Origin of the sequence: Mycobacterium sp. SMC-13, assembly GCF_045311035.1 — a bacterium.
Classification (GTDB): domain Bacteria; phylum Actinomycetota; class Actinomycetes; order Mycobacteriales; family Mycobacteriaceae; genus Mycobacterium.
The window spans coordinates 29,204-51,912 of the sequence record NZ_JBJIAI010000013.1; the positions used below are offsets into that span (position 1 = coordinate 29,204).

Genomic DNA, 22,709 nt, shown 5'->3' on the forward strand with positions numbered 1-22,709 from the left:
CGTCCAGGTCGGCATGAGCGTGCGCTAGGTTTGACCTTGGGAATTCCTATGGATCTTGTATCACCCAGATATGGATATTGAGGCGCGCGTGGCGGTTATGACCCTGCTGGTTCAATTGTTGAGGATCGGGCACCGACCGGCTATTCGGCACACATGATTGTGTAATCAATTGGCGCACACCGTATTATGAATGCGCTAGATAATGATCGTGTCGTCACGTACCGGCGCGAAATTGCCCACGTAGGTCAGAATTCGCAAAGGTCGCGAGTCCGGCGGGCCCCAACGACGTGGGCTAAAGTCGGCGCCTGTCAGCTTGTTTCACAGTGGGGAGATGCGCATATGCCCAAGCAGTACAGGACGCATCGTCTGGCCAGGATGGCATTATTGGTGATCGCGTCGGTGAGTGTGGGCGCAGGCGTCGGTGCGGCGGTTACTGCGGTCCTGAGCCTGCGTGGTCCCAATCCGGCCGGACACGGCCTGACCTAGCCAGCACACGCCACGGCCGCTGCATTCTTCGGTTATCCGACAACGGTATTGGACAATTCCTGCCTAGGATGCGCTGTGTTGGTCCGCGGTGAGGTCGTAGTAGGTCACACCGTCGACGGTGGCGGCGGTGAAACTCTGTTTCACCCAGTCGGCGATCTTGTCGCCCTCGGTCTGCGCCCCGCTTTGTCCGCCGGGGAATCTGGGGCCGCGGGAGGCAATGTAGTAGTGAATCCGCCCCTGGGCGGCGTACTGCTGGAACTGCGCCAGGGTCGGTGATGGGTCCATGCCCCCAAAGCCGCCGATCGGCATCACTGCGTGGCCGGTCGCCAACTGGTAAGTGGCGGCGTCATTGGCGCCGTTGGTGGCCGCCACCCACTGGTAGTTGTCTGCATTCGCTTCGAGCAGCTGTTCCAGCCGCGTGCTCGATGCGGTATCGAAGCCGGGTGGCATGCTGGGGAAGTGCTGGCTGCTGAGCTGCGGGCCGGCGGTCGCGATGCCGCCGTTGTGCGGGGTGGCTACGGTCTCTACACAGTAGGCCAGCGGACCGGCCAGCACTGCGACGACAGCAAGTGGGGCCGCGCACGATCCGAACGGGATGCCGCGCAGTACATCGGCTACGAGGATCAGCGCGGCGCCGGCGCCGATCACCGCCACCGGCCAACGCAGCCAAGGCGCGAAATCCGGTGTGCGGTTCAGCAGTACCCAAGACCAGCCCGTGGTCAGTGCAATCGCCGCTGCCAGGGTCAGACCGATCCACATGGTGGCTCGGCGTCGCCAAAGCTCGGTGGCTCCGATGCCGACCAGTGCGGCAATGGCGGGGGAGAGCGCCATCGTGTAGTAGTCGTGATAGAGGCCGGACATGAAGCTGAAGATGACGCCGGTGCCGAGCAGCCAGCCGCCCCAGACCAGGTACTGAGCTCGCTGCGGCTCGGTTCTGGACGCCCTGCCGCACAGGATTATTCCCGCGACGAGGAAGATCAGAGCGGCCGGCAGAAGCCACGATATCTGTGCCCCGGACGCGCCCGTGAACAACCGCAGGATGTTGGGATCGGAACCGAATGGGAAGCCGCCGTGCTTACTACCTGGCGGCAACTCCGCGCCGGCGGGTAGCTCCGGTAATCCGCCGTGGCTGCCACTGAGCCGAGATATTCCGTTGTATCCGAACGTCAGGTTCAGGAAGCTGTTGTCGGTCGAACCACCGATGTAGGGCCGGCTGCGGCTCGGGATCAACTCGACCAGGGCTATCCACCAACCGCCCGCCGCGACCATCGACAGCAGCGCTGCGATCAGTTGCAGCCCCCGGGTACGCAGCCGGGTCGGCCCGGCGATCAGATAGGTGAGGACCAACGCGGGTACCACGAGCATGACTTGCAATTGCTTTGTCAGAAAACCGAATCCGATCAGTGCGCCGCAAAACGCCAGCCACCGCGTGCGGCCGTCCTCGACGGCGCGCAGTAGGGCACCAACCGCGCCGATCATGAGCAACACCAGCAGGGCATCCGGATTGTTGTAGCGAAACATCAGGGTGGCCACAGGCGTCAAAGCCAGTGCGCCGCCGGCGATCAGGCCCGCGACCGCACCGAATTGCCGGCGGACGATCAGGTACAGAAGCGCGATAGAGGCGAGGCCGATCAGCACTTGTGGTAGCAGAATCGACCACGTGTTGACGCCGAAGATTCGGGCGCTGAGCTCCATCGGCCACAGCGATGCGGGCGGCTTGTCCACGGTGATGGAGTTTTCGGCATCCGACGAGCCGAACAGGAATGCCTTCCAGCTCTGCGCGCCTGCCTGCACGGCCGCGGCGTAAAAGGCGTTGGCCCAACCCATTCGGCCGAGAGTCACGGTCCACAAGACCGCAGTGGCCGCCAATAGGCCGACGAGCGCTGTGCGCGCCCACCGCGGGTCGGACTGTGAACGAGCGGCCTGCGGCAGTCGTGCCGGATGCAACGTCGGGTTCTGCAGCATGCGCTCATCTTCTGTGACTTACCTGGGAAGATCGTTGGGCAACTGTGGGGCGCGGCTATGACTGTGTGCCGCGTGCCGGCAGCGTCACCGTGAACGCAGACCCGTTCGGGCCGCTGTTGACTGAGATTGTGCCGCCGTGGGCTTGAGCTACCGCCTGGGCGATGGCCAATCCGAGGCCGGTGCTGCCTGCCGCTCGTGAGCGGGATTCGTCGCCGCGGGCGAAGCGCTCGAAGATTTCCGGCAGTAGATCGGGCGGAATTCCGGGGCCGCTGTCGGCCACCGTCAGTGTTGCTGATCCGTCGTCGCCCACGGCGAGTGTGGTGGCCACCTTGGTGCCGACGGGGGTGTGGACGCGGGCGTTCGATAGCAAGTTGGCCAGTACCTGGTGCAGCCGCTGGCGGTCACCGACCACAACGACAGGCTGGTCTGGAAGGTCTAGGGCCCAACGATGTTCAGGCCCCGCCATGTGGGCGTCGCTCACGGCGTCGATGACCATTTGGGATAGGTCGACGTCGTTGTTCTCGAGTGGGCGGCCGGCGTCCAGCCGGGCCAGCAGCAGCATGTCCTCGACCAACTGGCTCATGCGCCGGGACTCGGCGTGGACCCGGGTGAGCGCATAGACCAGATCGTCGCGTCGCGCATCAGGCCTCTCGGCCACCAAACGCCGTGCCACCTCGGTGTAGCCCTGGATGGAGGCCAGCGGCGTACGCAATTCGTGACTGGCGTCGGCGACGAACTGGCGTACGCGGGTCTCGCTTGCGTGGCGGGTGGCCAATCCGTCGGCTACCCGGTCGACCATGCGGTTGAGGGCGGTGCCCAGCCGGCCCACCTCTGTATGCGCGGCGTCGGCGTTGACCGGTTCGATCTGGGACGGAAGTCGTACGTCGCCTTCGTGTAACGGAAGTTCGGCAACGTGTTGCGCGGCTTCGGACATCCGTGACAGCGGGACGAGCTCACGGCGAATCATCGCGCTCCCAGCGGCGATCGCCGCCGCGAGCGCCACCGCAGAGAACCCACCGATCATCCAGGTGACCGATCCCAGCGTCTGTTGTACTCCCGATACCGGCAGGCCTGCCACCACAACCGTATCCCGGGACTGCTGCGCGGTAAGGCGGTAAAGGCCCAGACCGTCGAGGTAGACACTCACCTTGTGCCCCTGGGGAACTCGCTCTAGCTGTGTCAGTGCCGCAGGGCTGACAGAGCGCCGATCGCCGCTGGTCATGATGACTGCCGCCTGACTCTGACCGGGCCCCGAAATGATGGCGCCCACGGTGCCTGCCGATTGACCGGGCGCATCGAGAAACATCGGCCCGGGACCGGAGAATCGCAGGAATGGCGGCGGTCCGAACTCAAAGAACGTTACGGACCGCGATTCGGCGTCGGAAACCTGGCTGTCGAGTTGGTTGATGAGGAAGTGCCGGAGCGCAACCAGGGTGGCGGCTCCGACAGCGGTGCACAGTCCTGCTCCGAGCACCGCAACCACGACGATCAGGCGGCTCCGCAACGTCCATGTACGCGGCGCGCAATTCCAGCGACATCGCGATGATGGGGCAGGGTCCGCCACCACGATGTCACTGAGGTTTGAGGACATAGCCGATCCCGCGGACCGTTTGGATCATGGGCGTGCGGTCGGCATCGATCTTCTTGCGGAGGTACGAGATGTACAGCTCGACAACGTTGGAGCGGCCCTCGAAATCCCAGTCCCATACGGCGCGGAGGATCTGGGCTTTGGTAAGTACCCGTCTCGGGTTGTTCATCATCAACCGAAGAACTTCGAATTCAGTTGCGGTCAAATTGATTTCCGCTCCCGCACGGGTTACTTCGCGGCTGTCTTCGTCTAGCACCAGATCGCCGACGACGAGTTGAGCACTGTCGGCGGCAAACCCGATGCCGGACCGGCGAACCAGTGCCCGCATGCGGAGGACCATTTCTTCGACGTTGAACGGCTTCGTGACGTAATCGTCTCCACCCGCGGACAATCCAGCGATGCGATCTTCGATGGTGTCTTTTGCGGTGAGCAGCAGCACTGGTAGTTCTGGGCGGATGCGGTGCAGTTCGTGGAGCACGTCGAGGCCACTCATGTCGGGCAACATGATGTCGAGCACCACGATGTCGGGTTTCTCGTCGGCGGCCTTTTTGATGGCCGATGCACCGTCGCATGCTGCCGTGACGAGCCAGCCCTCGTAGCGCAGCGCCATGGCGACCAGGTCGCCGAGTGCCGGTTCATCGTCGACCACGAGCACCTCGATCGGGCTGCCGTCGTGGCGAGTCATCGGGGCCGGAGCTGCAGGGCCGGTGGCTTGTGGCCGACGGGTCGCCTCGTAGGCGTCTGGCGAGTGTCGCATCGCGTCATTGTTGCCAACCGGATTAGCGACGATCTGTGGTTGACCTATGGATGACCTATGAAACACAGCTTTCAGGTGGTAGTTGATTGTTGATTGTCTGGCGTGACCACCCAACATCGGTCGGGTCCCGCCTTGGCCCGGGAGTACTTGCCTGGTCCGCCGCATCTCGTCGGGCATCTCTAGGGAGTACCAGCAGTCGGGTTCATGAAACCCCCTGCGCGTCGTCCATTCATTTGGTCGAACGAATGCGGGAGGCCTGGATCAGGAGATCGATCCAGGCCTCCCATTTTCACCGTCGGCCTATAGCGGTGGAAGCAATGGAATCCCGAGAATGTTCGGTACTCCAAGCGCTGGAGGCGGGGGCGGAGGTGGACCGACACACGGCAGCAGCAGAACACACCCTCCCAGTGCCCCCGGGGCTCCCGGTCCGGGTGGGGGCGGTGGCATCGCGCCGGCCGTTGCCGTTTCGAATCCGATTGCGCTGAAAGCCAATCCGGCACATACGGCCACTGATCCGACTACTAGACGTGACTTCTTCACGATGTCCTTCTCCTCTGCCAAATTCGGTGGGCGACGGAATCGACGGTAGTCGGCGAACATAGGCAGAAACTGTCGGTCGATTAGGGCCGTCGTATCAGTTTTGGCTGTCGTCTTCCGTCCGTCTGACCGGGTAAAGCGATTGGTGACCGTCGCGCGTTCGGCGACGGCGTAATCGGAGAACGAATAATCATCGCGGCCGGGAATTCATAAAAACTCTTCGACAATCGCGGAGTGATCACCTTCCGCGATTGGATACGCCGATATCCGGCGGATGTGGCGGTGCACCGAGCGGCCAGAAGACGCATCGAGATGAAAGACGTTCGGCAACAACGTGATTCATTGATCGCTGAGTGCCGGTGATATCCAGGGATGCCCGCGCAGGCTGGTCCTCAACCCTAGTGACGACCCGGCGGACCGCCGATGCCGCCCACGGTCACATCGAGACCGAGGGCAGTGGCGCAGACGGCGCCGGCGATCGCCAGTGCTACCCAATCGGACCGGCGGAGTTTGGTGCGGCCGGCGGTGAGTTGTCCGGTTCCACCTCGGGCGGCGATCGCATCGCCCATTTCGTCGGCGCGGCGAAACATCATCGCAGTGACGGTGGCTATCAGGTCGACACCGTCGCGGATACGCTGTCGCACCCGGCGTATCCCGCTCAGCTCTGGTGCGGGCCGCAAGGTGCGGGCTGCGTTCACGACCCTGAACTCGTCGATCAGCAAGGGAAAAGACCGCAGTGCCAAGGCCAGGGCCACCGCGAGGTCGTCGACAGGGATCGCCAGTCGGCGCAGTGGGCGGCCCAGTGTCGCTATCGCCGGCGCGACATCGGCGACGTCAGTGGTCCAGGAGAGCACCGCACCTGTGAGCAACAGGACGATGGTCAACGCCGAGAGTTGCAGGAACTGAAACAGGCCACCGAGTCCCACATGCAGGCCGGCGATGACGACGAACGGGGGCCCGCTTGCGGACAGGAGGACCGCGGAGCCGATCAAGACGACTGCCCATACCGGCGGCGGTACGGACGGAAAGGCGGTCCTCGGGATGCGTGCGAGCCGGATCGCCGCCAGGTCCAGGACGCCGACCGCGGCGATCGAGAGGGAGCTGGGATCGATGGCCAGCATCACCGCGACGGCGATGGCGACGATGAGCTTGGTGCCAGCCCACAACGAGTGGACCGGGCTTGTTCCCGGGACGGGTCGCATGAGCACAAACGGCCTCGGGCCCCGAGACTTGTCTTGCGTACGGGGTGTCATGACGATGCCCCCGTCGCGGGCGACACTGGAGTCTCGATTGCACCGCCGCGCAGGCGTAGCACTCGCGGGCACAACTGGTCCAGGCCGAGGAAGTCGTGCGAGATCATGATGATCGTCAATCCGGTGGTGTGGCGCAGGTCGGTCAGCAGCTGCACGAGATCGCGTGCGCTGCCAGCATCCAGGCCGGCCAGGGGCTCGTCGAGGATCAGCACCCGGGGCCTGCGGGCCAATAGGCCCGCGAGCACCAGTCGGCGCTGCTGTCCGCCGGAGAGTTGATCGACGCGGCGCCGGGCGAGTGCAGCGTCCAGGCCGACACTGGCCAGCGCGGCCACCACGCGATCCGTCTCATCTGCATCGAATCCTGCGGCGGATGCGATTTCCAAATCGACCCGCGGCCGCATGAGTTGTAGGCGCGCGGCTTGGAAGGCGATGGCGATCGTGCCGACCTGTTCAGCGGCGGGTTGGCCATCGATCTGGACCGATCCTGCGGAAGGCGCGGTCAGGCCGGCCATGATCCATGCCAGCGTCGACTTGCCGGACCCGTTGCCGCCGTGGATCAAAATGCCATCGCCCTCGTGCACGGTGAGGTTGATGTCGGACAGCGTGGTGTGTGCCCATGGGGTGCCCGCTGCGTACTGATGGCTGACGCCGTCCAGTCGTAGCACGGGCACGCCGGTTGCCGCGGGCAGGCGACCGGCAGCGGCCGGGGCTGAAGCGGGTGCCGCGACGGTGGACACCATGGCGGTGTCATTTCCGGTTCCGGACAGGCTGATGACCCGGTCGGCGCTCTCGGCTTCGTCGCGGTAGTGGGTGATCTCGACGACTGACATTTGCTGGTGTGCGGTCAGGCCGTCGACCACCGCCAGCAGCGCTTCACGGCCCTCGGGGTCCACCATTGAGGTGATTTCGTCGGCTACCAGAAGTTTCGGCGAGCGGGCCAGCGCAGCGGCCACGGCCAGGCGCTGCAGTTCACCTCCGGACAGGCCATTTGTCGCGCGCTCACGCATCCCGGCCAGACCTACCCGGCGCAGGATTGCATCAACGTCCACTGGTGTGTCCGGGGGCAGGCCCCAGACGACGTCGTCAGCAACCCGCATACCCAGCACCTGTGTCTCCGGGTGTTGCAGCACCACAGCGGTGCCTCCAATGTGGCCCAGGCCGACTGCACCGGGCCGGTGGACCGCGCCGGTGGTGGGTTCGGCGCCGGCGAGAATGCGTCCCAGTGTGCTTTTGCCGGACCCGTTGCCACCGACCACGGCGAGACGCTCGCCGACATCGACGGTGAAGTTGGTCGGCGCCAGCGCGTCGTGTTCGGCCTCGGGATACCGGAAGCTGACGTCGTCCAGATGCATCGGCAGCGGGGCGGGGGCGGCCCCGGCCAGGTCGGCCAGGGGCGGGTCGAGTTTGTGGACGTCGGGGATCCCGCCGAGGCGCCGCAGGACACCGGACATGATCCACCAGCCGATGACAGACACGAGCATCACGACGGCAGCCAGCCAGCCGGTTAGCAGCAGTGGCCAGGCTCTGAATCCGGCCGAGGTCAGGTGCGTCAAGCCGTCGCCGAGGTCACGTAGGGCGGGAACGGCGTGTAGGGCGGCGGTCAGTCCGTTCGTCGTCGCGTTCAAGGCGCTGAAGATCAGCGACCGCAACGGCGTCAGCACCAGCAACATGCCGGCTGTGACGGTCCCGAGGACCGCGCCTGCGGTGAGACCGGTGAGGGCGACGGTGACGATACCGCCGCCGCGGCGTTTGACGATGCCGGCCAGCCCTCCGATGTGGGCGCAAGACAGCACGGTAATGGCGCCGGGCACACCAATGATGAGGAATGCGATCATCGCACCGGCGATGGCAGCGGTGATCAATACCCGTAGCCGGTGGCGGTGAGCGAGTAGCCCGATCGGCACGACGGCGGCCAAGGCCAGAAATGCCGTCACCGGCACCACGGCTGTCGAGATCGCCAGGCCTGCTGAGGCCGCAGCGACCGTCGCGGCGTGTGCCATCTCCCCGGGGAGCAGGCCGGCGCGGCCTTCGGTGCGAACTCGGCTAGCCACGGGCGTCGTCGCTCATGTTGACCGGGCGTGCGGCACGGGGCCACGCCAGCGGATTCAATGCGCGGTAGGGGTCGGCGGCGCGAACGCTCAGAAGGTCGACGAAGCTGGTTTCCAGCGCTTCCTGGGTGGTCTCCTTGACCGTGGCGATCCATGTCTCACCGGAGACATCGGCGGGTTTGGTCGTGGTGATGGGGGCACCGAACCTCAGGTACATGCGCTGCGGCCGTGGGATGAGAGTGGGACCGATCCCTCGCATCAGCGGGATCGGCATGTTCGGACGGCCGGTGATCTTCTCGCTGATCGTCATGCTGAGCCGGCCCAGCATGCTGTCGCGGGTGAACAGATGCTGGTACATGTCGTCGCCGCCAACCAGTGTCACCGGCACGATCGGGTAGCCGCCGATGATGGCTTCGCGGGCAAAGCCCGCTCGGCCGAGCCAGTTGATGGTGTTTTCTTCGCCTTTGAACTTGGCGAGCTCGCGGCCGCCGCCGGGAAACACCAGAATCGTGTCGTTGTTCCGCATCAATTCCTGGGCGTTTTCCGGAGACCCGACGACTGCGCCGACGGCGGCGACCACATCTGCCATGGGACCGCCCATCTTGCCGATACCCCGCTCTGCCAGTGGTCGCACCCGCCTCCCGATGCCGCGCCGCACGTAGTGCAGGATGAGTGGCACCTCGATGAAGCTCTGAGTGTGGTTCGCCACCAACAGAAACCGGCCGTCGGCCGGCAGGCTCTCGAGCCCTTCTATGTAAGGGCGAATCACGTCGACGATGGGTTCGGCGGCATCGCTGACCGATCCCAGAAACCGGCGCAGTATCTGTACCCGCGCTGGTTGATCGAGGTTTTCTTCAGCGGTGTGGTGGATTGTCATGACGATGGTGTGCTCCGATCCAGATGTCGATTTGCCGAACCAGGTGGCGACTTGGTCCGATAGCGGATGCCGAGGCAGCCGTGGGATTGCCGAGATGCAGCGACATCGGCGCCTAGTGCGACCGATGTGGCCCGGGAGCTTCACCGGCCCCGACCCGCCTCCCAGTACGGACGTGAAGCTATCGGCCGAATCCATCAAACCTCTAGGACATTGCTTGCGAAAACGTATGAATACAGCTGGTTTTGAGTCGCGGCAGGCCCTACCCATGACCATCGTCACGGTCGAATATCGCGAGTCTGTCCTGGCCGCGGAATCGCCACGCCATAATGGGACCGTTGTTTGGGGTGAACGAAAGTTGGTGCGGTCCAGCAGCTCTGGCGCAGGCTGCTAGGTGTCAGGCAACGAAACTTGCGGAGTCGCAAAGTCCGTGCGCATGTGGTCGATCTTCTAGGCAAGACTCTGTGAGTGCTAGATTCCAGTGAATACCGTTGTTGGACAGTATCTTCTGGAGTCGGTAGAGGCTTTTGCATGGCGCCTCTGCCGTACAGCGACGATACGGAAACTCGGGATCAGGGGTAGGCATAGCCGACTCCAATGACGTCGATACGGATTTCCCAGAGTAGGCGGCTACGTTCTGCCCAGCACGGCAGCCAATCGAGGGAGGTCCATGCCGCATGAGAATCAAACTGATCACCCGAAGTACCGTCATTTCAGCCGCTGCGCTCGCTGTTTCGCTGACTGGTGTCGGCATTGCACAGGCCTCGCCCGATACGGTCAACCAGGACAATCAGGCCGGCCATTCCCGTTCCGGGAAGACGGCACGTAACAACACCAACGGTCTTGACTGGGGCGATGATTGGAGCCTGGGTGGCTTTCCGCCGATCAACCTGTCGAGTTTGCCGGCGCCCAATGTGAACCTGTCGGTCCCGCTGTCATTGGGCATGCCTGGCTTATCCCTCCCAAGCCTCAACCTCAGTCTGTTTCACTAGGCGTGCCCTGTCGTAAGTATTCAGCCGGAAGAGGCAAGGCACTCACGGGGCCACCAACGCCCAGATCGCAGCTCCAGCCGGTGATCTAGACGCTTGGGTGCGACCAACTTGGGCACCACCGTGGGTTTCTCGGCGGGCGGCCGAGCTGCCCGGTTGCGGTCTGAGGTCAGTACAAACCGTTCTCGTAATGATCGTCGATCACCGCGTGGAGTGACCCGGCCAGGTCGCCGAGTTTCTCGGCCATCTTCGCCGCGCTCTCGGTGATCGTGAGGGTGTAGAAGTCCCCGCCTAATGTCACAGCGTCGGCCAGTCCGCGGCTGTCACCTTCCCACAGCTTGGCCCGGATGACGGCCTTGCCGCATTGCCCGAACACCTCGCGGATGCGCACGATGGTGGCCAACACCGCGGGTTTGCCGTCGGCGCTGAGCATCTCGAGCAATTCAGGGTCATCGGTGACGAACGCGTCGCCGTTCACCCGGATCACCTCGCGGATGCCCGGTACGAAGAAGACCAGTCCCACCGCGGGATGCTTGGTGATGTTCTCGTGGGTATCAGCGAGCTTGTTGCCCGGCCGGTCGGGGATGGCGAGCGTCCACGGGTCGAGGATCCGCACCGAACCGGGTGGGTCGCCTCGCGGGCTGGTATCCAGCTGACCGTCGGCGCCGACGGTGGCCATGCAGAAGAACGGGCTGTGCGCGATGAAGCGAGCCGAGAATTCACCGAGTTTCGGCTCCTTCTTCTCGGCGATGAACCTTTCCGGGTATCCGACGATCTCCCTCACCCGCTCCATGGAGACGGGGGAGTACGAATCTGCCGCTGTACCTGTCATTTTCAGCATGGATTACCTAAACATCGAGAACGAGCCGGGGAGTCTGAGCACGCGAAACACAGATGAACATGCGGTCGTTGGCGGCGCGCTCGGGCTCCGAGAGGATGTCGTCGCGGTGGTCGGGGACGCCCTCGAGCACGGCGGTCTCACACGCCCCGCAGATCCCGGATCGGCACGACGACGGCACCTTGACCCCGGCATCGTCGAGTGCGGCGAGAATGCTTTGGCCCGCTTCGACATTGACGGTCCTGTCCGACGCTGCACACACGACCTCGACCGGCGCGTCTGCGGATGCCGTCCGCTTGCGGGGTTTGAAGCGTTCGAGATGGAGGCTCTCCGCCGGCCAATGTGCGGTGGCGTCCTGCAGCGCCGACAGCAGCCCTGCGGGGCCGCACGCATAGATCTTCGCCCCGGGCTGAACCCGAGCAAAATGCTCGCCGAGAGGGATGCGACCGTCGGCGTCAGAGGCGTAGAAGCTCACCCGCTTTCCGTATCCGCCGAGTTCGTCCGCGAACGGCATCGAGGCGGCGGTGTGCCCTCCGTAGAGCAATTTCCAGTCCAGGCCCCAGGATTCGGCCTGACGGAGCATCGGGAGGATAGGGGTGATGCCGATGCCGCCGGCGACGAAGATGTACGAGGCGGCCGGATGCAGCTCGAAAGTGTTCCGCAGGCCGGCGACCGTAAGTTGTTGTCCTGGACGCAGAAACGCGTGGACATACTCGGAGCCGCCGCGGCTGGTCCGTTCCCGGCGCACCCCGATGCGGTAGTACGAGCGCTCACCGACCGGTCCGCACAACGAGTACTGCCGCTGGATGCCGGTCGGCAGGAGCAGATCGATGTGCGCTCCGGGTTCCCAGGCCGGCAGTAGCTCGCCGCGACGCGGCTGCAATTGCACGGACACCACACCATCGGCCTCCCATCGGAGTTGCCGGACTGCGACGCCAATCCCATCGGCTCCCAGTTCGCTGCCCACGCCATGCCCTCCTTCCGGATTAACAATGTTAATCGCAGGTCGGAGCGTAGTGTTAACATCGTTAACGTGTCAACCGCCTCGACTGGCCCCGATCGTGTGGCGCTCGCCAACCTGTCGGTGGACCGAGTGGTCGGGGAAGCCCTGGCACTGGTCAACGAGTCCGGGCTGGAATCGCTGACCATGCGCCGGCTGGCCGACCGGCTGCGGGCCCACCTCCCGACTATCTACCGACTCGTCGACGGCAAGGACGCCCTCATCGACGAGATGGCCGAGGCGATCCTGGCGAAGGCGCTCGACAATGCACGCATGGACCACCCAGACTGGGTTGATCGCGTCAAAAGCCTTGCAGGGGGCCTGCGTTCGGCACTGCTGTCCCAGCGCGACGGCGCGCGAATCGTCGGCGGAAATTATGCTGCCAAGCGGGCCAACCTGACCTTCGTCGACTCGCTCGTCGGCAGTGTCCAGGCGGGCGGGCTGGCCCGCGAACATGCGTTGTGGGCGGCCAGCTCGCTGTTCTGCTACGTCCTTGGTGAAGTCCTTGAACAGCAGGGCGCCGCCGGCGGCGAGACCGAGACGCTGGAGGGTGTGGTCCGCTCGGGAGACTACCCACACCTCGCGTCCGGCCCCGTCGTACAGTTGCTCGACTTCGACGCGCGATTCGACTTCGGCTTGAATCTGCTCATGACTGGAATGTGTTCCGGACGAGACGAATACCCGGGACGCCCGCAGCACTGACCGGTCGGCGGCGATCACCGTTTCATCGCGCACCGATTCACGTCATTGTCGCCTGCTGCGTGTCAGCGACCTGATCGCACACCATGACTGTCACAGCACGAGCAGATGGTCTCGTCATCCGCCCAGTTCAGATGATCAGGGCTGACAAGCATTTCAAGAACTGACCACCGCCTCGCTGTCGCTGGAGAGATTGGCGAGGCGTTCTGGCGCCAAGATCTGCCGGAGCTGCTGTTCGCCGAGGTAGCCGCGCTCGAGGACGATGTCGGCGACGCTGCGGTGGCTGTCGAGTGCTTCGCGCGCTACGTCGGTGGTCTTCGCGTAGCCGAGATAGGGGTTGAGCGCGGTCGCAAGGCCGATCGAGTGGTGCACGTGTGCGGCCATCGTGGAGACGTTGGCGGTGATGCCCTGCACACATCGGGTGGTCAGTGTCCGGCACGCTGCGGTGAGTTGGGAGATGCTCTCGAACAGCGATCGGGCGATGATCGGTTCGAACGCGTTGAGCTGCAGTTGGCCTGCCTCGGCGGCCATGGTGATCGTCAGGTCGTTGCCGATCACCGAATAGCACACCTGAGTGACGACCTCGGGGATGACGGGGTTGACCTTTCCTGGCATGATGCTCGAACCGGCTTGGACTGCAGGCAGATTGATCTCATGGAGGCCGGCACGCGGGCCTGAGGACAGCAGCCGCAGATCGTTGCAGATTTTGGACAGCTTGACCGCGATCCGCCTGAGTACGCCCGACACATGGACGAACGCGCCGGGGTCCTGTGTCGCCTCGATCAGATTCTCGGCAGTCACCAAAGGGAGTCCAGTCAGTGTGCGCAGGTGCTTACACACCGCGTCGACATAGCCTGGCGGCGCGTTGAGCCGGGTTCCGATGGCCGTGGCGCCCATATTGATTTCGTGCAGCAGCGCAGTCGACTCGGCCAGCCGCTGGCGGTCCTCACTGATGGTGACCGCATAGCCGCGCATCTCCTGGCCCAGCGTCATCGGCACGGCGTCCTGCAACTGCGTCCGGCCCATCTTTATGACCCGATCGAACTCCGTGGCTTTGTCGTCAAACGCCGAAATCAGCTGCGCCATTGCGGCATCCAGGCCGTCACACGAGGTAATCGTGGCGATGTTGAGCGCTGTCGGATAGACATCGTTGGTGGATTGGCTCATGTTCACATGGTCAGCGGGATGCAGGTACTGATACTGGCCGATTTCGTGGCCCATGATCTGCAGCGCACGGTTGCCGATCACCTCGTTGGCGTTCATGTTCGTCGACGTCCCGGCTCCGCCCTGGATGACGTCGACGATGAATTGGTCGGCCAACTGGCCGGCGCGGATCTCGTTGCAGGCCTGGTCGATGGCCGCGGCCCGTTCGTTGCTGAGCAATCCGAGGTCGGCGTTGGTGCGTGCCGCGGCTTGTTTCACCACGGCAAGCGCGCAGATCAGGTGCTCGTACCGGCCGATGGTGGTACCGGTGATCGGGAAGTTTTCGACCGCGCGTGCGGTGTGTACGCCCCAATAGGCCTGGGCCGGTACCTCTTTGGCGCCCAGAAGGTCATGTTCGATGCGGGTTTTCATTTCTCTCAATCCACTTGTGGGTTGGCGATGACGGGGAACTCGCCGGTATAGCCGAGGCGTTCTTGCGCGACGGCTCGCACGCGCCCTCGCACCAGATACCAGCCGGCGATCAGCATTGGGATGAGCACAACGAGTGTCCCGACCGTCCAGGTGCCCACCGGTGCGTCGCAGGCCATCAAGACCAGCACGGCGACGAGGAACGCCAGGGTGAGGTAGCCGCTGTAGGGGGTGAATGGCATCCGGAACTTTGGTCGTTTCATGGTGCCGGCGTTGGCCATCTTGACCAGTCGCAGTTGGCACAACACGATCGTGCCCCACGAGGCGATGATGCCCAGAGCGGCCATATTCAGGACGATCTCGAAGGCTTGACCGGGGTTGAACGCGTTGAGCACCACGCCGAAAAGGCAGATCGCACAGGTCAACAGGATGCCGCCGTAGGGTACGCCCCGTTTGGACATCCGTGCGGTGAACTTCGGGGCGCTGCCATTCATTGCCATGGACCGCAGGATGCGGCCGGTTGAGTAGAGGCCGGCGTTGAGGCTGGAGAACGCGGCGGTGAGCACGACGATGTTCATGATGTCGCCGGCGCCGCCGAAGCCAATCTTGGAAAAGAACGTCACGAAAGGACTTTCGCCGGCCTTATAGGCGGTGTAAGGCAGCAGTAATGCCAGCAGCGACACCGATCCGACGTAGAAGATCGCGATACGAGCGACGACTGAGTTGATGGCGCGCGGCATGATCTTCTCGGGCTCAGCTGTCTCACCGGCGGCGGTGCCCACCAATTCAACTGCGGCATAGGCGAATACCACCCCCGAGGTGACAATGAGCAGTGGGAGCGCGCCGGTGGGAAACAGCCCGCCTTGATGTGACCAGATGCTGAATCCCGTGCTCTGGCCGTCGATCTTGAAGCGTCCGGCCAGGAAGATGGTTCCTGCGACCAGGAACGCCATCAGCGCTATCACCTTGATCAGCGCCGCCCAGAATTCCATCTCGCCGAACCATTTGACCGAGATCATGTTGACCGACAGCACGATCACGAGCGCGATTAGCGCCACCGCCCATTGCGGCACGACGTCGAACGCCTTCCAGAAATGGAAATACGTGGCGATCGCGGTGGTGTCGACGATGGCGGTCATCGCCCAGTTGAGGAAATACATCCAGCCGACGACGTAGGCGGCTTTCTCGCCGAAGAATTCACGCGCATAGGAGACGAACGAGCCCGATGAGGGCCGATGCAACACCAGTTCGCCGAGGGCGCGCAGGATCAGGAACACGAAGATGCCGCACACCCCGTATGCCAGGAAGAGGCCCGGTCCCGCGGAGTGCAGTCGGCCGCCCGCCCCGAGGAACAGGCCAGTCCCGATGGCGCCGCCTATCGCGATCATTTGCAGCTGCCGCGGCTTGAGGCCCTTGTGATAGCCCTCATCCTCGCGGGTCAGGTTGACAGCTTTTCGGCGCGCTGTCGGGTCGGTGGTGGTTGGCACCGTCGCCATCGGACTCCCATTCAATATGTGGTCCAGCTGCCAGGCTGTCAGACAGCTTTCATGCTGAGTGTGGTATGGGTCACTGTCCGCGTCAATAGGAAGTCAGCGGTCGCGACGGCCGCGACTTGGAGGACTCAGGCGGGCGTGTCTCCGGCGAGTTCGGTGACGGCTTGCTCCACCTTGTCGAGGTGCCGGCGCATGCATTCGCTGGCGTCGGCGTAGTCACCAGCGGCGATGGCCTGGAGGATCCTGCCGTGTTCGGCGTTGGATGCAGATCTGCGTTCAGCAAAGGCGGCGTTGAGGATCCGGGACTGCTGGCCAAGTGCGTCACGGATCGCTGCGACGACGGTGGTGAACACTTCGTTGCCCGAGGTCTGGGCGATGGTGAGGTGGAATTCGGTGTCGAGCTGAACCCACAGCGCTGGGTCGGTCTCGGCTTGCATGGCGTCGTTGATGCGCGTCAGGTTGGCCAGTTGGGCGTCGGTGCGCCGACGCGCGGCCCAGCCGGCGGCGGGCACTTCGATGTAGGGACGCGCTTCGATGAGGTCCCGTGCCGAGAACTTGCCGTAACGCGGTGAGGCCGCATGCGACGCTACGACCACGGTTCCGGAGCCGGTCTTCGTCGAGGTCAAGCCCAAGGTTTGGCAGGAGCGCAACGCTTCGCGGATTACAGAGCGGCTGACCCCGTAGCGCTCGGCGAGCGCGGCTTCCGGTGGCAGCTTGGCTCCGATGGGCAGGTCGCCGGCTTCGATGGCCGTGCACAGATCCTCGAGCACTGCTTCGGTTGCGTTGCGCCGCACGATCGTCGCGGGCCGATCTGTCCAGCTATAAGGCAGATTCACGCCTCTTAGGGTGCGCGCGCTGATCGGACGCTGTCAACGCGGCGCGACGGGGTCGCGGGCTTCGGCGAAGGCGTCGACCATCTGGTCTCGCTCGGCGCCGCAGGCCAGCAGCGCGGCCAGCTGGATGCGAGCCTGCGCTGCCCGTAGCCACGGAGAGGCGATTGCGCCGGCGGCAATCAGGTCGTGACCGCCACCGCTACCCCCGTAGACCGGTTCGACGACACCATCGGGCACCCGACTGGTGACCACGACGGCGACACCACGCAGGATGCAATCGCTCACGGCGCCAAGGATATTCGGGTTGGCATTGCCTGAACCCATCGCATCGAGGATGATCCCACGCGCGCCGGCCGACACGCTGGCATCGATGTGCGTTCGGTCGGCGCCCGGATACAGGGCGACGATGTCGACGCGTTGTTGGCCGATTGCTGGGTGCCAAGGTAACGCCGCGGGACGCTGAGCGGCCGGTGCGTACTGCCGATAGGCATCGAGCTGGGTGGTGTGAGCCTTGCGCGCGCCCCGGGCGGCTAGAAGCTGGCCACCAAACGCAATCAGCACTCCTTGCTCGCGCGAGTCGGCGCTGCGCGCAGCCTGTATTGCAAACGAGATGTTGTGCGGCCCGTCGGGGTCGGGATGGTCGGCAGGCCGCTGCGCGCCGGTCACCACCACCGGACGGGGATCGTCGTGGAAGAGATCGAGGAACATTGCGGTCTCCTCGAGGGTGTCAGTGCCATGCAAAATCACCACCGCATCGGTGTCAGGATCATCGAGCACCTCGGTAACGGCGTTGCGGAGGGAGGTCATCCGCTGTAACGACATCGTCGAGGAGTCGATCGCCATGACGTCGCGCACCAGAACATCCGGACCGATGAGGTGGCTGATCGCGCCCCGCGCCAACGGAGAGATACGGCCATCACAGCTGCGGCCGCTGGCGATTGTGCCACCGGTGGTCAGCACTGCAACTGGCACTGTCGCCTCCTCCAGATCCGGCCCAAAGCGCCATTTGTACCACGAGCATGCCAAATCTGTCAGACAGATTATTGCGGAGGTGGAAATCCTCCTCGACGGCGGTGGCTGCCGTCAGGCAAGACGGGGACTCAGCCCGCTAGAGCACGCAGGGCCCGCTGGGGACTGACCACTCTCACGAACGTGTCTGTCGTGTAACGGAATAACCGTTCACAGTTGTCGTCCGGGTCACGCCGGCACCTCGGCGTCGATCGTGCCGGGCGCGTGCTGGGCGATGGCATGGGCGGCGATGAGGTCGGCGACCCGACGGTGCGCGACTTCGTTGAGCACGTCGTGCGCGGCACCCTCGATGACCTCGACCCGCAGCCGCGGCAGTCGGTCGCGCCAGCCCAGGATTGCAGCCGGCGGCGCGATGGTGTCGTGCTCGCCGTGTACAGCGAGGATCGGTAGCCCCAGCTCCGGCAACTCGGCCTCGAGGCGCCGCCACGCCGGCGGGAAGAGCTGGGACAGGAGGCCCACCACGTCGGCACCGGTGAACGCCAGTGGGTCGTTGACGAGTTCGTCGCGGTAGGTGGGGTCGGCGGACAGCGCGTCGAGTTCCAACTCGAACGGCTGGGCCGAGTCGGCCTCGTTGAGCCACTGGAGCGGATCTGGGGCCGCTCCGCTGACCACCACGGCGCGGTACCGGTGGGTGTCCTCGATCGCGGTGAGCAGCGCGCCTACGCTGCCGAGTGAGTGCCCGGCGATCACCAACGGGACGTCGGGGCCCTGTTGGACGGCCAGTGCGGTGAGCGTGCGGGCATTGGTGACGACATCGGCGAAGGTGCCGACGTCGCCCCGGGCGCCGTCGGACAGTCCGTGGCCGGGCTGGTCGAGTGCCCACAGATCGATGCCGTGGCGGCCGAGTTCGGCGGCGAACCGGTGGTAGAGACCGGAGTGCTCGCCGAAACCGTGCAAGAAGACCAGGGCTGCGGCCGGGTTTTCGGTGAAGGTCCAGTGCCGGTAGAAGATCCGTCCGGCGGCGCCGTCGAAGAAGGGCATGTGGGCTCCGTATCGGTGGTGAATTGTGTATTCGATTGCCACCGTGGCCGATTCGCCACCGCCGGCCCACCGTTTGAACCGGCTGGATTCCAAGGTCGCTGTGCGCGACGTGTCGGACCGACGCTCCTAGAGACGACGCCCCGCTTCGTCGAGGACGACGCGCAGGATGTCGTAGATCGCGTCGAACTCCTTCTGCCCACTGATCAGCGGCGGAGCCAGCTGGATCACTGGGTCGCCACGATCGTCGGCGCGGCAGTACAGACCTGCCTCCCACAGCGCTGGGGTCAGGAAGCCGCGCAGCAGGCGCTCGGACTCTTCGCCGTTGAAGGTCTCCCTGGTGGCCTTGTCTTTGACGAGCTCGATGCCGTAGAAGAATCCCTCGCCACGGACGTCGCCGACGATCGGCAGGTCGTACAGCTGCTCGAGTGTTGCCCGGAATGCCGGGGCGGTCGCTTTGACATGGTCATTGATGCCCTCGCGCTCGAAGATGTCGAGGTTGGCCAGCGCCACCGCGGACGACACCGGGTGGCCGCCGAAGGTATAGCCGTGGGCGAACATCGTCTTGCCGTCGTTGAAGGGTTCGAACAGGCGGTCGCTGGCGATCATCGCGCCGATCGGGGAGTAGCCGGACGTCAAACCCTTTGCGCTGGTGATGATGTCGGGGACGTAGCCGAAATCGTCGCAGGCGAACATCGAGCCGATGCGGCCGTAGGCGCAGATCACCTCGTCGGACACCAGGAGTACGTCGTACCGGTCGCAGATCTCCCGGACACGCTGGAAGTATCCCGGCGGCGGTGGGAAGCAGCCGCCCGCGTTCTGCACCGGCTCCAGGAACACTGCGGCGACGGTGTCGGGGCCCTCGAATTCGATGGCCTCGGCGATGCGGTCGGCGCAGTACCGGCCGAAGGCCTCCGGGTCGTGGGCGTAGGCATCGGGCGCCCGGTAAAAGTTGGTGTTCGGCGCGCGAAAGCCGCCGGGGGTGAGCGGTTCGAACGGCGCCTTGAAAGCCGGGATGCCGGTGATCGCCAGCGCACCCTGCGGCGTGCCGTGGTACGCGATGGAACGCGAAATCACCTTGTGCTTGCCGGGTTTTCCGGTCAGCTTGAAGAACTGCTTGGCCAGCTTCCAGGCACTCTCGACCGCTTCGCCGCCGCCGGTGGTGAAGAAGACTCGGTTCAGGTCGCCTGGGGCATAGTTGGCGATGCGCTCGGCCAGTTCGATCGCGGTCGGCGTTGCGTAGGACCACAACGGGAAGAAGGACAGTTGCTCGGCCTGCCGGGCAGCGGCGGCCGCGAGTTCTTCGCGGCCGTGCCCGACCTGTACGACGAACAGGCCCGAAAGCCCGTCGATGTAGCTCTTGCCGCGGTCGTCGAAGATGGTGACGCCCTCGCCGCGGGTGATGATGGGCGGGGTGATGTCGGCCCCATGGCGGGCGAAATGGCCCCACAGGTGCCGCTTGGCCTTGGCTGCCAAGTCGGTTGAAAGTGATTGTGCTGCATTGATTGTGGTCATCGCGTGCCCCAGTTGTATTGCTGTTTGACGAGTTTGAGATAGACGAGCGTTTCGGTGGACAACACCCCGGGCACGGCTCGGATCTTGCTGTTGAGCAGGTCGAGCAGGTGGCCGTCGTCTTCGCAGACGACTTCGATGATGATGTCGAAGGTGCCGGCGGTCAGCACCACGTAGTCGACAGACTCGATGGCGGCGAGTTTGTCGGCGACCTTGGTGGTATCACCGGTGCAGCGAACGCCGATCAAGGCCTGGCGTCCGAAGCCCATTTGAACGGGGTCGGTCACGGCGACGATCTGCATGACGCCGCAGTCGATCATGCGCTGGACCCGTTGGCGCACGGCCGCTTCCGATAGTTCGACCGCTTTACCGATGGCGGCGTAGGACTGCCTGCCATCCTGCTGCAGCTGCTCGATGATCTCTTTCGAGAGCTCGTCGAGCTGGAATGCGGCACCGCCCCGAGATTGGTTACTTCGTGCAGGCAGCGCAGCGGCATCAGGCGGTGCATCGGAGATGGCCATGGCGTCAATTGTGCACGGATTTCGTCGTTCAGCACAACATGTACGACGGAATCAGTCGTAGGAAGCATGATTTCGAGTGGAAACCGCAGCAGTCTTGGGGTAGCGTGCTAGATCGTGAGCGCAGGTGGAGGCGAGGTCGTCGCAGGTAGCTTCATCAACGGAAAGATCGTGACGACGGACGGCAGTCCGTTCGACGTCATCAATCCGGCAACAGGTGCTGTCGTGGCCTCATATGCGCTGGCGACACCCGCCGATGTGGACACTGCAGTAGCTGCGGCCCGCGCCGCACAGCCGAGCTGGGCCCGGGCAACTCCGGCCGAGCGCGCCACGGTTCTGGCGCGGCTGGCCCAACTGGCCGCCGGGAACGCCGACGAGCTCGTGGATCAGGAGGTGCGGCAGACCGGTAAACCGGTCCGGCTGGCGGCGAACTTCGACGTGCCCGGCAGCGTCGACAACATCGACTTTTTCGCCGGTGCCGCCCGGCACCTCGAGGGTAAGGCCAGTGCCGAATACTCGGCCGATCACACGTCGAGCATCCGGCGCGAGGCGGTCGGGGTGGTCGCGACCATCACGCCGTGGAACTACCCGCTGCAGATGGCGGTCTGGAAGGCGTTGCCCGCGTTGGCGGCTGGTTGTGCCGTGGTGATCAAGCCTGCCGAGATCACGCCGCTGACCACGCTCACGCTGGCGCGGCTGGCCGGCGAAGCGGGGCTGCCCGAAGGCGTGTTCAACGTCGTGACCGGGCTGGGCGCGGACGTCGGCGCAGCCCTTGCCGGGCATCGCGATGTCGACATGGTGACGTTCACCGGCTCGACGGCAGTCGGGCGACGAGTGATGGCAGCTGCGGCCGTCCATGGCCACCGCACCCAGCTCGAACTCGGCGGCAAGGCTCCGTTCGTGGTCTTCGATGACGCCGACTTGGATGCCGCGATCCATGGTGCGGTGGCGGCATCGCTGATCAACACGGGCCAGGATTGCACCGCGGCGACCCGCGCCATCGTCGCGCAACCGTTGTACGACGACTTTGTGGCCGGAGTTGCCGAACTGTTCGGCAAGGTCGTCACCGGCGACCCGCACGACCCGAATACCGATCTGGGACCGGTGATCTCGACGCCACACCGGACCAAAGTCGCCGGCATGGTGGAGCGGGCCCAGGAGCAGGGCGGCCGGATCGTGACGGGCGGAACCATGCCCGAGGGTCCCGGTACGTTCTACCCGCCGACCCTGATCGCCGATGTTGCGGAAGACTCCGAGATCTACCGGGACGAGATTTTCGGCCCCGTGCTGACCGTGCGGCCCTTCATCGACGATGACGATGCGCTACGGCAGGCCAACGACACGGAGTACGGGTTGGCGGCCTCGGCGTGGACTCGTGACGTGTACCGAGCCCAGCGGGCATCGCGCGAAATCCAGGCGGGCTGCGTGTGGATCAACGATCACATCCCGATCATCTCCGAAATGCCGCACGGCGGTTTCGGTGCTTCCGGGTTCGGCAAGGACATGAGTGCCTATTCGTTCGAGGAATACCTGACCATCAAGCACGTGATGAGCGACATCACCTCGGTCGCCGAAAAAGAATGGCACCGCATCATCTTCACCAATAGGAAGTAGTTCACGCTGACGGCAGTCGTAGCTGTCAAAGCCCTGTGAAAGATTCTTATCGATGAATTCCGGGGAAATGCAGAGTTTGTGAATGGGCGTCACAACGGCGCGCTGGGATCACCTGTCATCGGGTGC

At 64.4% G+C, this 22,709-nt stretch carries 18 protein-coding genes; 3 read left to right on the forward strand and 15 right to left on the reverse strand.

Annotated features, from left to right (window positions below):
• Positions 1–549: 549 nt before the first annotated feature.
• The 6 genes from ACJH6I_RS19300 to ACJH6I_RS19325 form a co-directional block, all read right to left on the reverse strand.
• Complete coding sequence (locus ACJH6I_RS19300) at positions 550–2,451, reverse strand: glycosyltransferase family 39 protein (protein ID WP_318987306.1); 1,902 nt, start codon at positions 2,449–2,451, stop codon at positions 550–552.
• A gap of 55 nt (positions 2,452–2,506) precedes the next feature.
• Positions 2,507–3,598, reverse strand: coding sequence for a HAMP domain-containing sensor histidine kinase (locus tag ACJH6I_RS19305; protein WP_318987307.1), 1,092 nt, complete (start codon positions 3,596–3,598; stop codon positions 2,507–2,509).
• A gap of 424 nt (positions 3,599–4,022) precedes the next feature.
• On the reverse strand, positions 4,023–4,724 hold the full coding sequence (locus ACJH6I_RS19310) for a response regulator transcription factor (protein ID WP_212814657.1): 702 nt from the start codon (positions 4,722–4,724) through the stop codon (positions 4,023–4,025).
• Between the two features lie 1,007 nt (positions 4,725–5,731).
• Positions 5,732–6,586 (reverse strand): energy-coupling factor transporter transmembrane component T family protein, encoded by an 855-nt coding sequence (locus ACJH6I_RS19315; protein WP_406784408.1) that lies wholly within the window; start codon positions 6,584–6,586, stop codon positions 5,732–5,734.
• Positions 6,583–8,586, reverse strand: a complete 2,004-nt coding sequence (locus tag ACJH6I_RS19320; RefSeq protein WP_318987299.1) for an ATP-binding cassette domain-containing protein — start codon at positions 8,584–8,586, stop codon at positions 6,583–6,585. The genes ACJH6I_RS19315 and ACJH6I_RS19320 overlap by 4 nt, the downstream gene beginning before the upstream one ends.
• A 43-nt stretch (positions 8,587–8,629) precedes the next feature.
• Entirely contained in the window at positions 8,630–9,511 is an 882-nt protein-coding gene (locus ACJH6I_RS19325; protein ID WP_318987275.1) for a 1-acyl-sn-glycerol-3-phosphate acyltransferase, read from the reverse strand.
• 674 nt (positions 9,512–10,185) lie between these two features.
• Here ACJH6I_RS19325 and ACJH6I_RS19330 point away from each other — a divergent pair.
• A complete protein-coding gene (locus tag ACJH6I_RS19330; RefSeq protein ID WP_318987276.1) occupies positions 10,186–10,500 on the forward strand; it encodes a hypothetical protein in 315 nt (104 codons plus the stop codon).
• A 166-nt stretch (positions 10,501–10,666) separates the two neighbouring features.
• Here ACJH6I_RS19330 and ACJH6I_RS19335 read toward each other — a convergent pair whose 3' ends face one another.
• Both ACJH6I_RS19335 and ACJH6I_RS19340 read right to left on the reverse strand, forming a co-directional pair.
• Positions 10,667–11,338 (reverse strand): MSMEG_1061 family FMN-dependent PPOX-type flavoprotein, encoded by a 672-nt coding sequence (locus ACJH6I_RS19335; protein WP_318987277.1) that lies wholly within the window; start codon positions 11,336–11,338, stop codon positions 10,667–10,669.
• 7 nt (positions 11,339–11,345) lie between these two features.
• Complete coding sequence (locus ACJH6I_RS19340; RefSeq protein WP_318987278.1) at positions 11,346–12,302, reverse strand: PDR/VanB family oxidoreductase; 957 nt, start codon at positions 12,300–12,302, stop codon at positions 11,346–11,348.
• 66 nt (positions 12,303–12,368) lie between these two features.
• On the opposite strand from ACJH6I_RS19340, the gene ACJH6I_RS19345 reads away from it, so the two are divergent.
• The gene (locus ACJH6I_RS19345) at positions 12,369–13,037 is read left to right on the forward strand and encodes a TetR/AcrR family transcriptional regulator C-terminal domain-containing protein (protein ID WP_406784409.1); all 669 of its coding nucleotides are present in this window, start codon (positions 12,369–12,371) and stop codon (positions 13,035–13,037) included.
• A 153-nt stretch (positions 13,038–13,190) separates the two neighbouring features.
• Here the strand turns inward: ACJH6I_RS19345 and aspA are convergent, their stop codons facing one another.
• The 7 genes from aspA to ACJH6I_RS19380 form a co-directional block, all read right to left on the reverse strand.
• On the reverse strand, positions 13,191–14,609 hold the full coding sequence (gene aspA / locus ACJH6I_RS19350) for an aspartate ammonia-lyase (RefSeq protein ID WP_318987280.1): 1,419 nt from the start codon (positions 14,607–14,609) through the stop codon (positions 13,191–13,193).
• A gap of 5 nt (positions 14,610–14,614) precedes the next feature.
• The gene (locus ACJH6I_RS19355) at positions 14,615–16,102 is read right to left on the reverse strand and encodes an amino acid permease (protein ID WP_020102427.1); all 1,488 of its coding nucleotides are present in this window, start codon (positions 16,100–16,102) and stop codon (positions 14,615–14,617) included.
• A 125-nt stretch (positions 16,103–16,227) separates the two neighbouring features.
• Positions 16,228–16,935, reverse strand: coding sequence for a FadR/GntR family transcriptional regulator (locus ACJH6I_RS19360; RefSeq protein WP_318987281.1), 708 nt, complete (start codon positions 16,933–16,935; stop codon positions 16,228–16,230).
• 33 nt (positions 16,936–16,968) lie between these two features.
• Positions 16,969–17,904, reverse strand: coding sequence for an asparaginase (locus tag ACJH6I_RS19365; protein WP_318987282.1), 936 nt, complete (start codon positions 17,902–17,904; stop codon positions 16,969–16,971).
• Positions 17,905–18,129: 225 nt separating this feature from the next.
• The gene (locus ACJH6I_RS19370) at positions 18,130–18,942 is read right to left on the reverse strand and encodes an alpha/beta fold hydrolase (protein ID WP_318987283.1); all 813 of its coding nucleotides are present in this window, start codon (positions 18,940–18,942) and stop codon (positions 18,130–18,132) included.
• Positions 18,943–19,068: 126 nt separating this feature from the next.
• Complete coding sequence (locus tag ACJH6I_RS19375; RefSeq protein WP_318987284.1) at positions 19,069–20,454, reverse strand: aspartate aminotransferase family protein; 1,386 nt, start codon at positions 20,452–20,454, stop codon at positions 19,069–19,071.
• The gene (locus ACJH6I_RS19380; RefSeq protein ID WP_212806785.1) at positions 20,451–20,972 is read right to left on the reverse strand and encodes an Lrp/AsnC family transcriptional regulator; all 522 of its coding nucleotides are present in this window, start codon (positions 20,970–20,972) and stop codon (positions 20,451–20,453) included. The genes ACJH6I_RS19375 and ACJH6I_RS19380 overlap by 4 nt, the downstream gene beginning before the upstream one ends.
• Positions 20,973–21,086: 114 nt before the next feature.
• Between ACJH6I_RS19380 and ACJH6I_RS19385 the strand changes: the two genes are divergently transcribed.
• Positions 21,087–22,583, forward strand: a complete 1,497-nt coding sequence (locus ACJH6I_RS19385; protein WP_318987285.1) for a gamma-aminobutyraldehyde dehydrogenase — start codon at positions 21,087–21,089, stop codon at positions 22,581–22,583.
• The last annotated feature ends 126 nt before the right edge of the window (positions 22,584–22,709 follow it).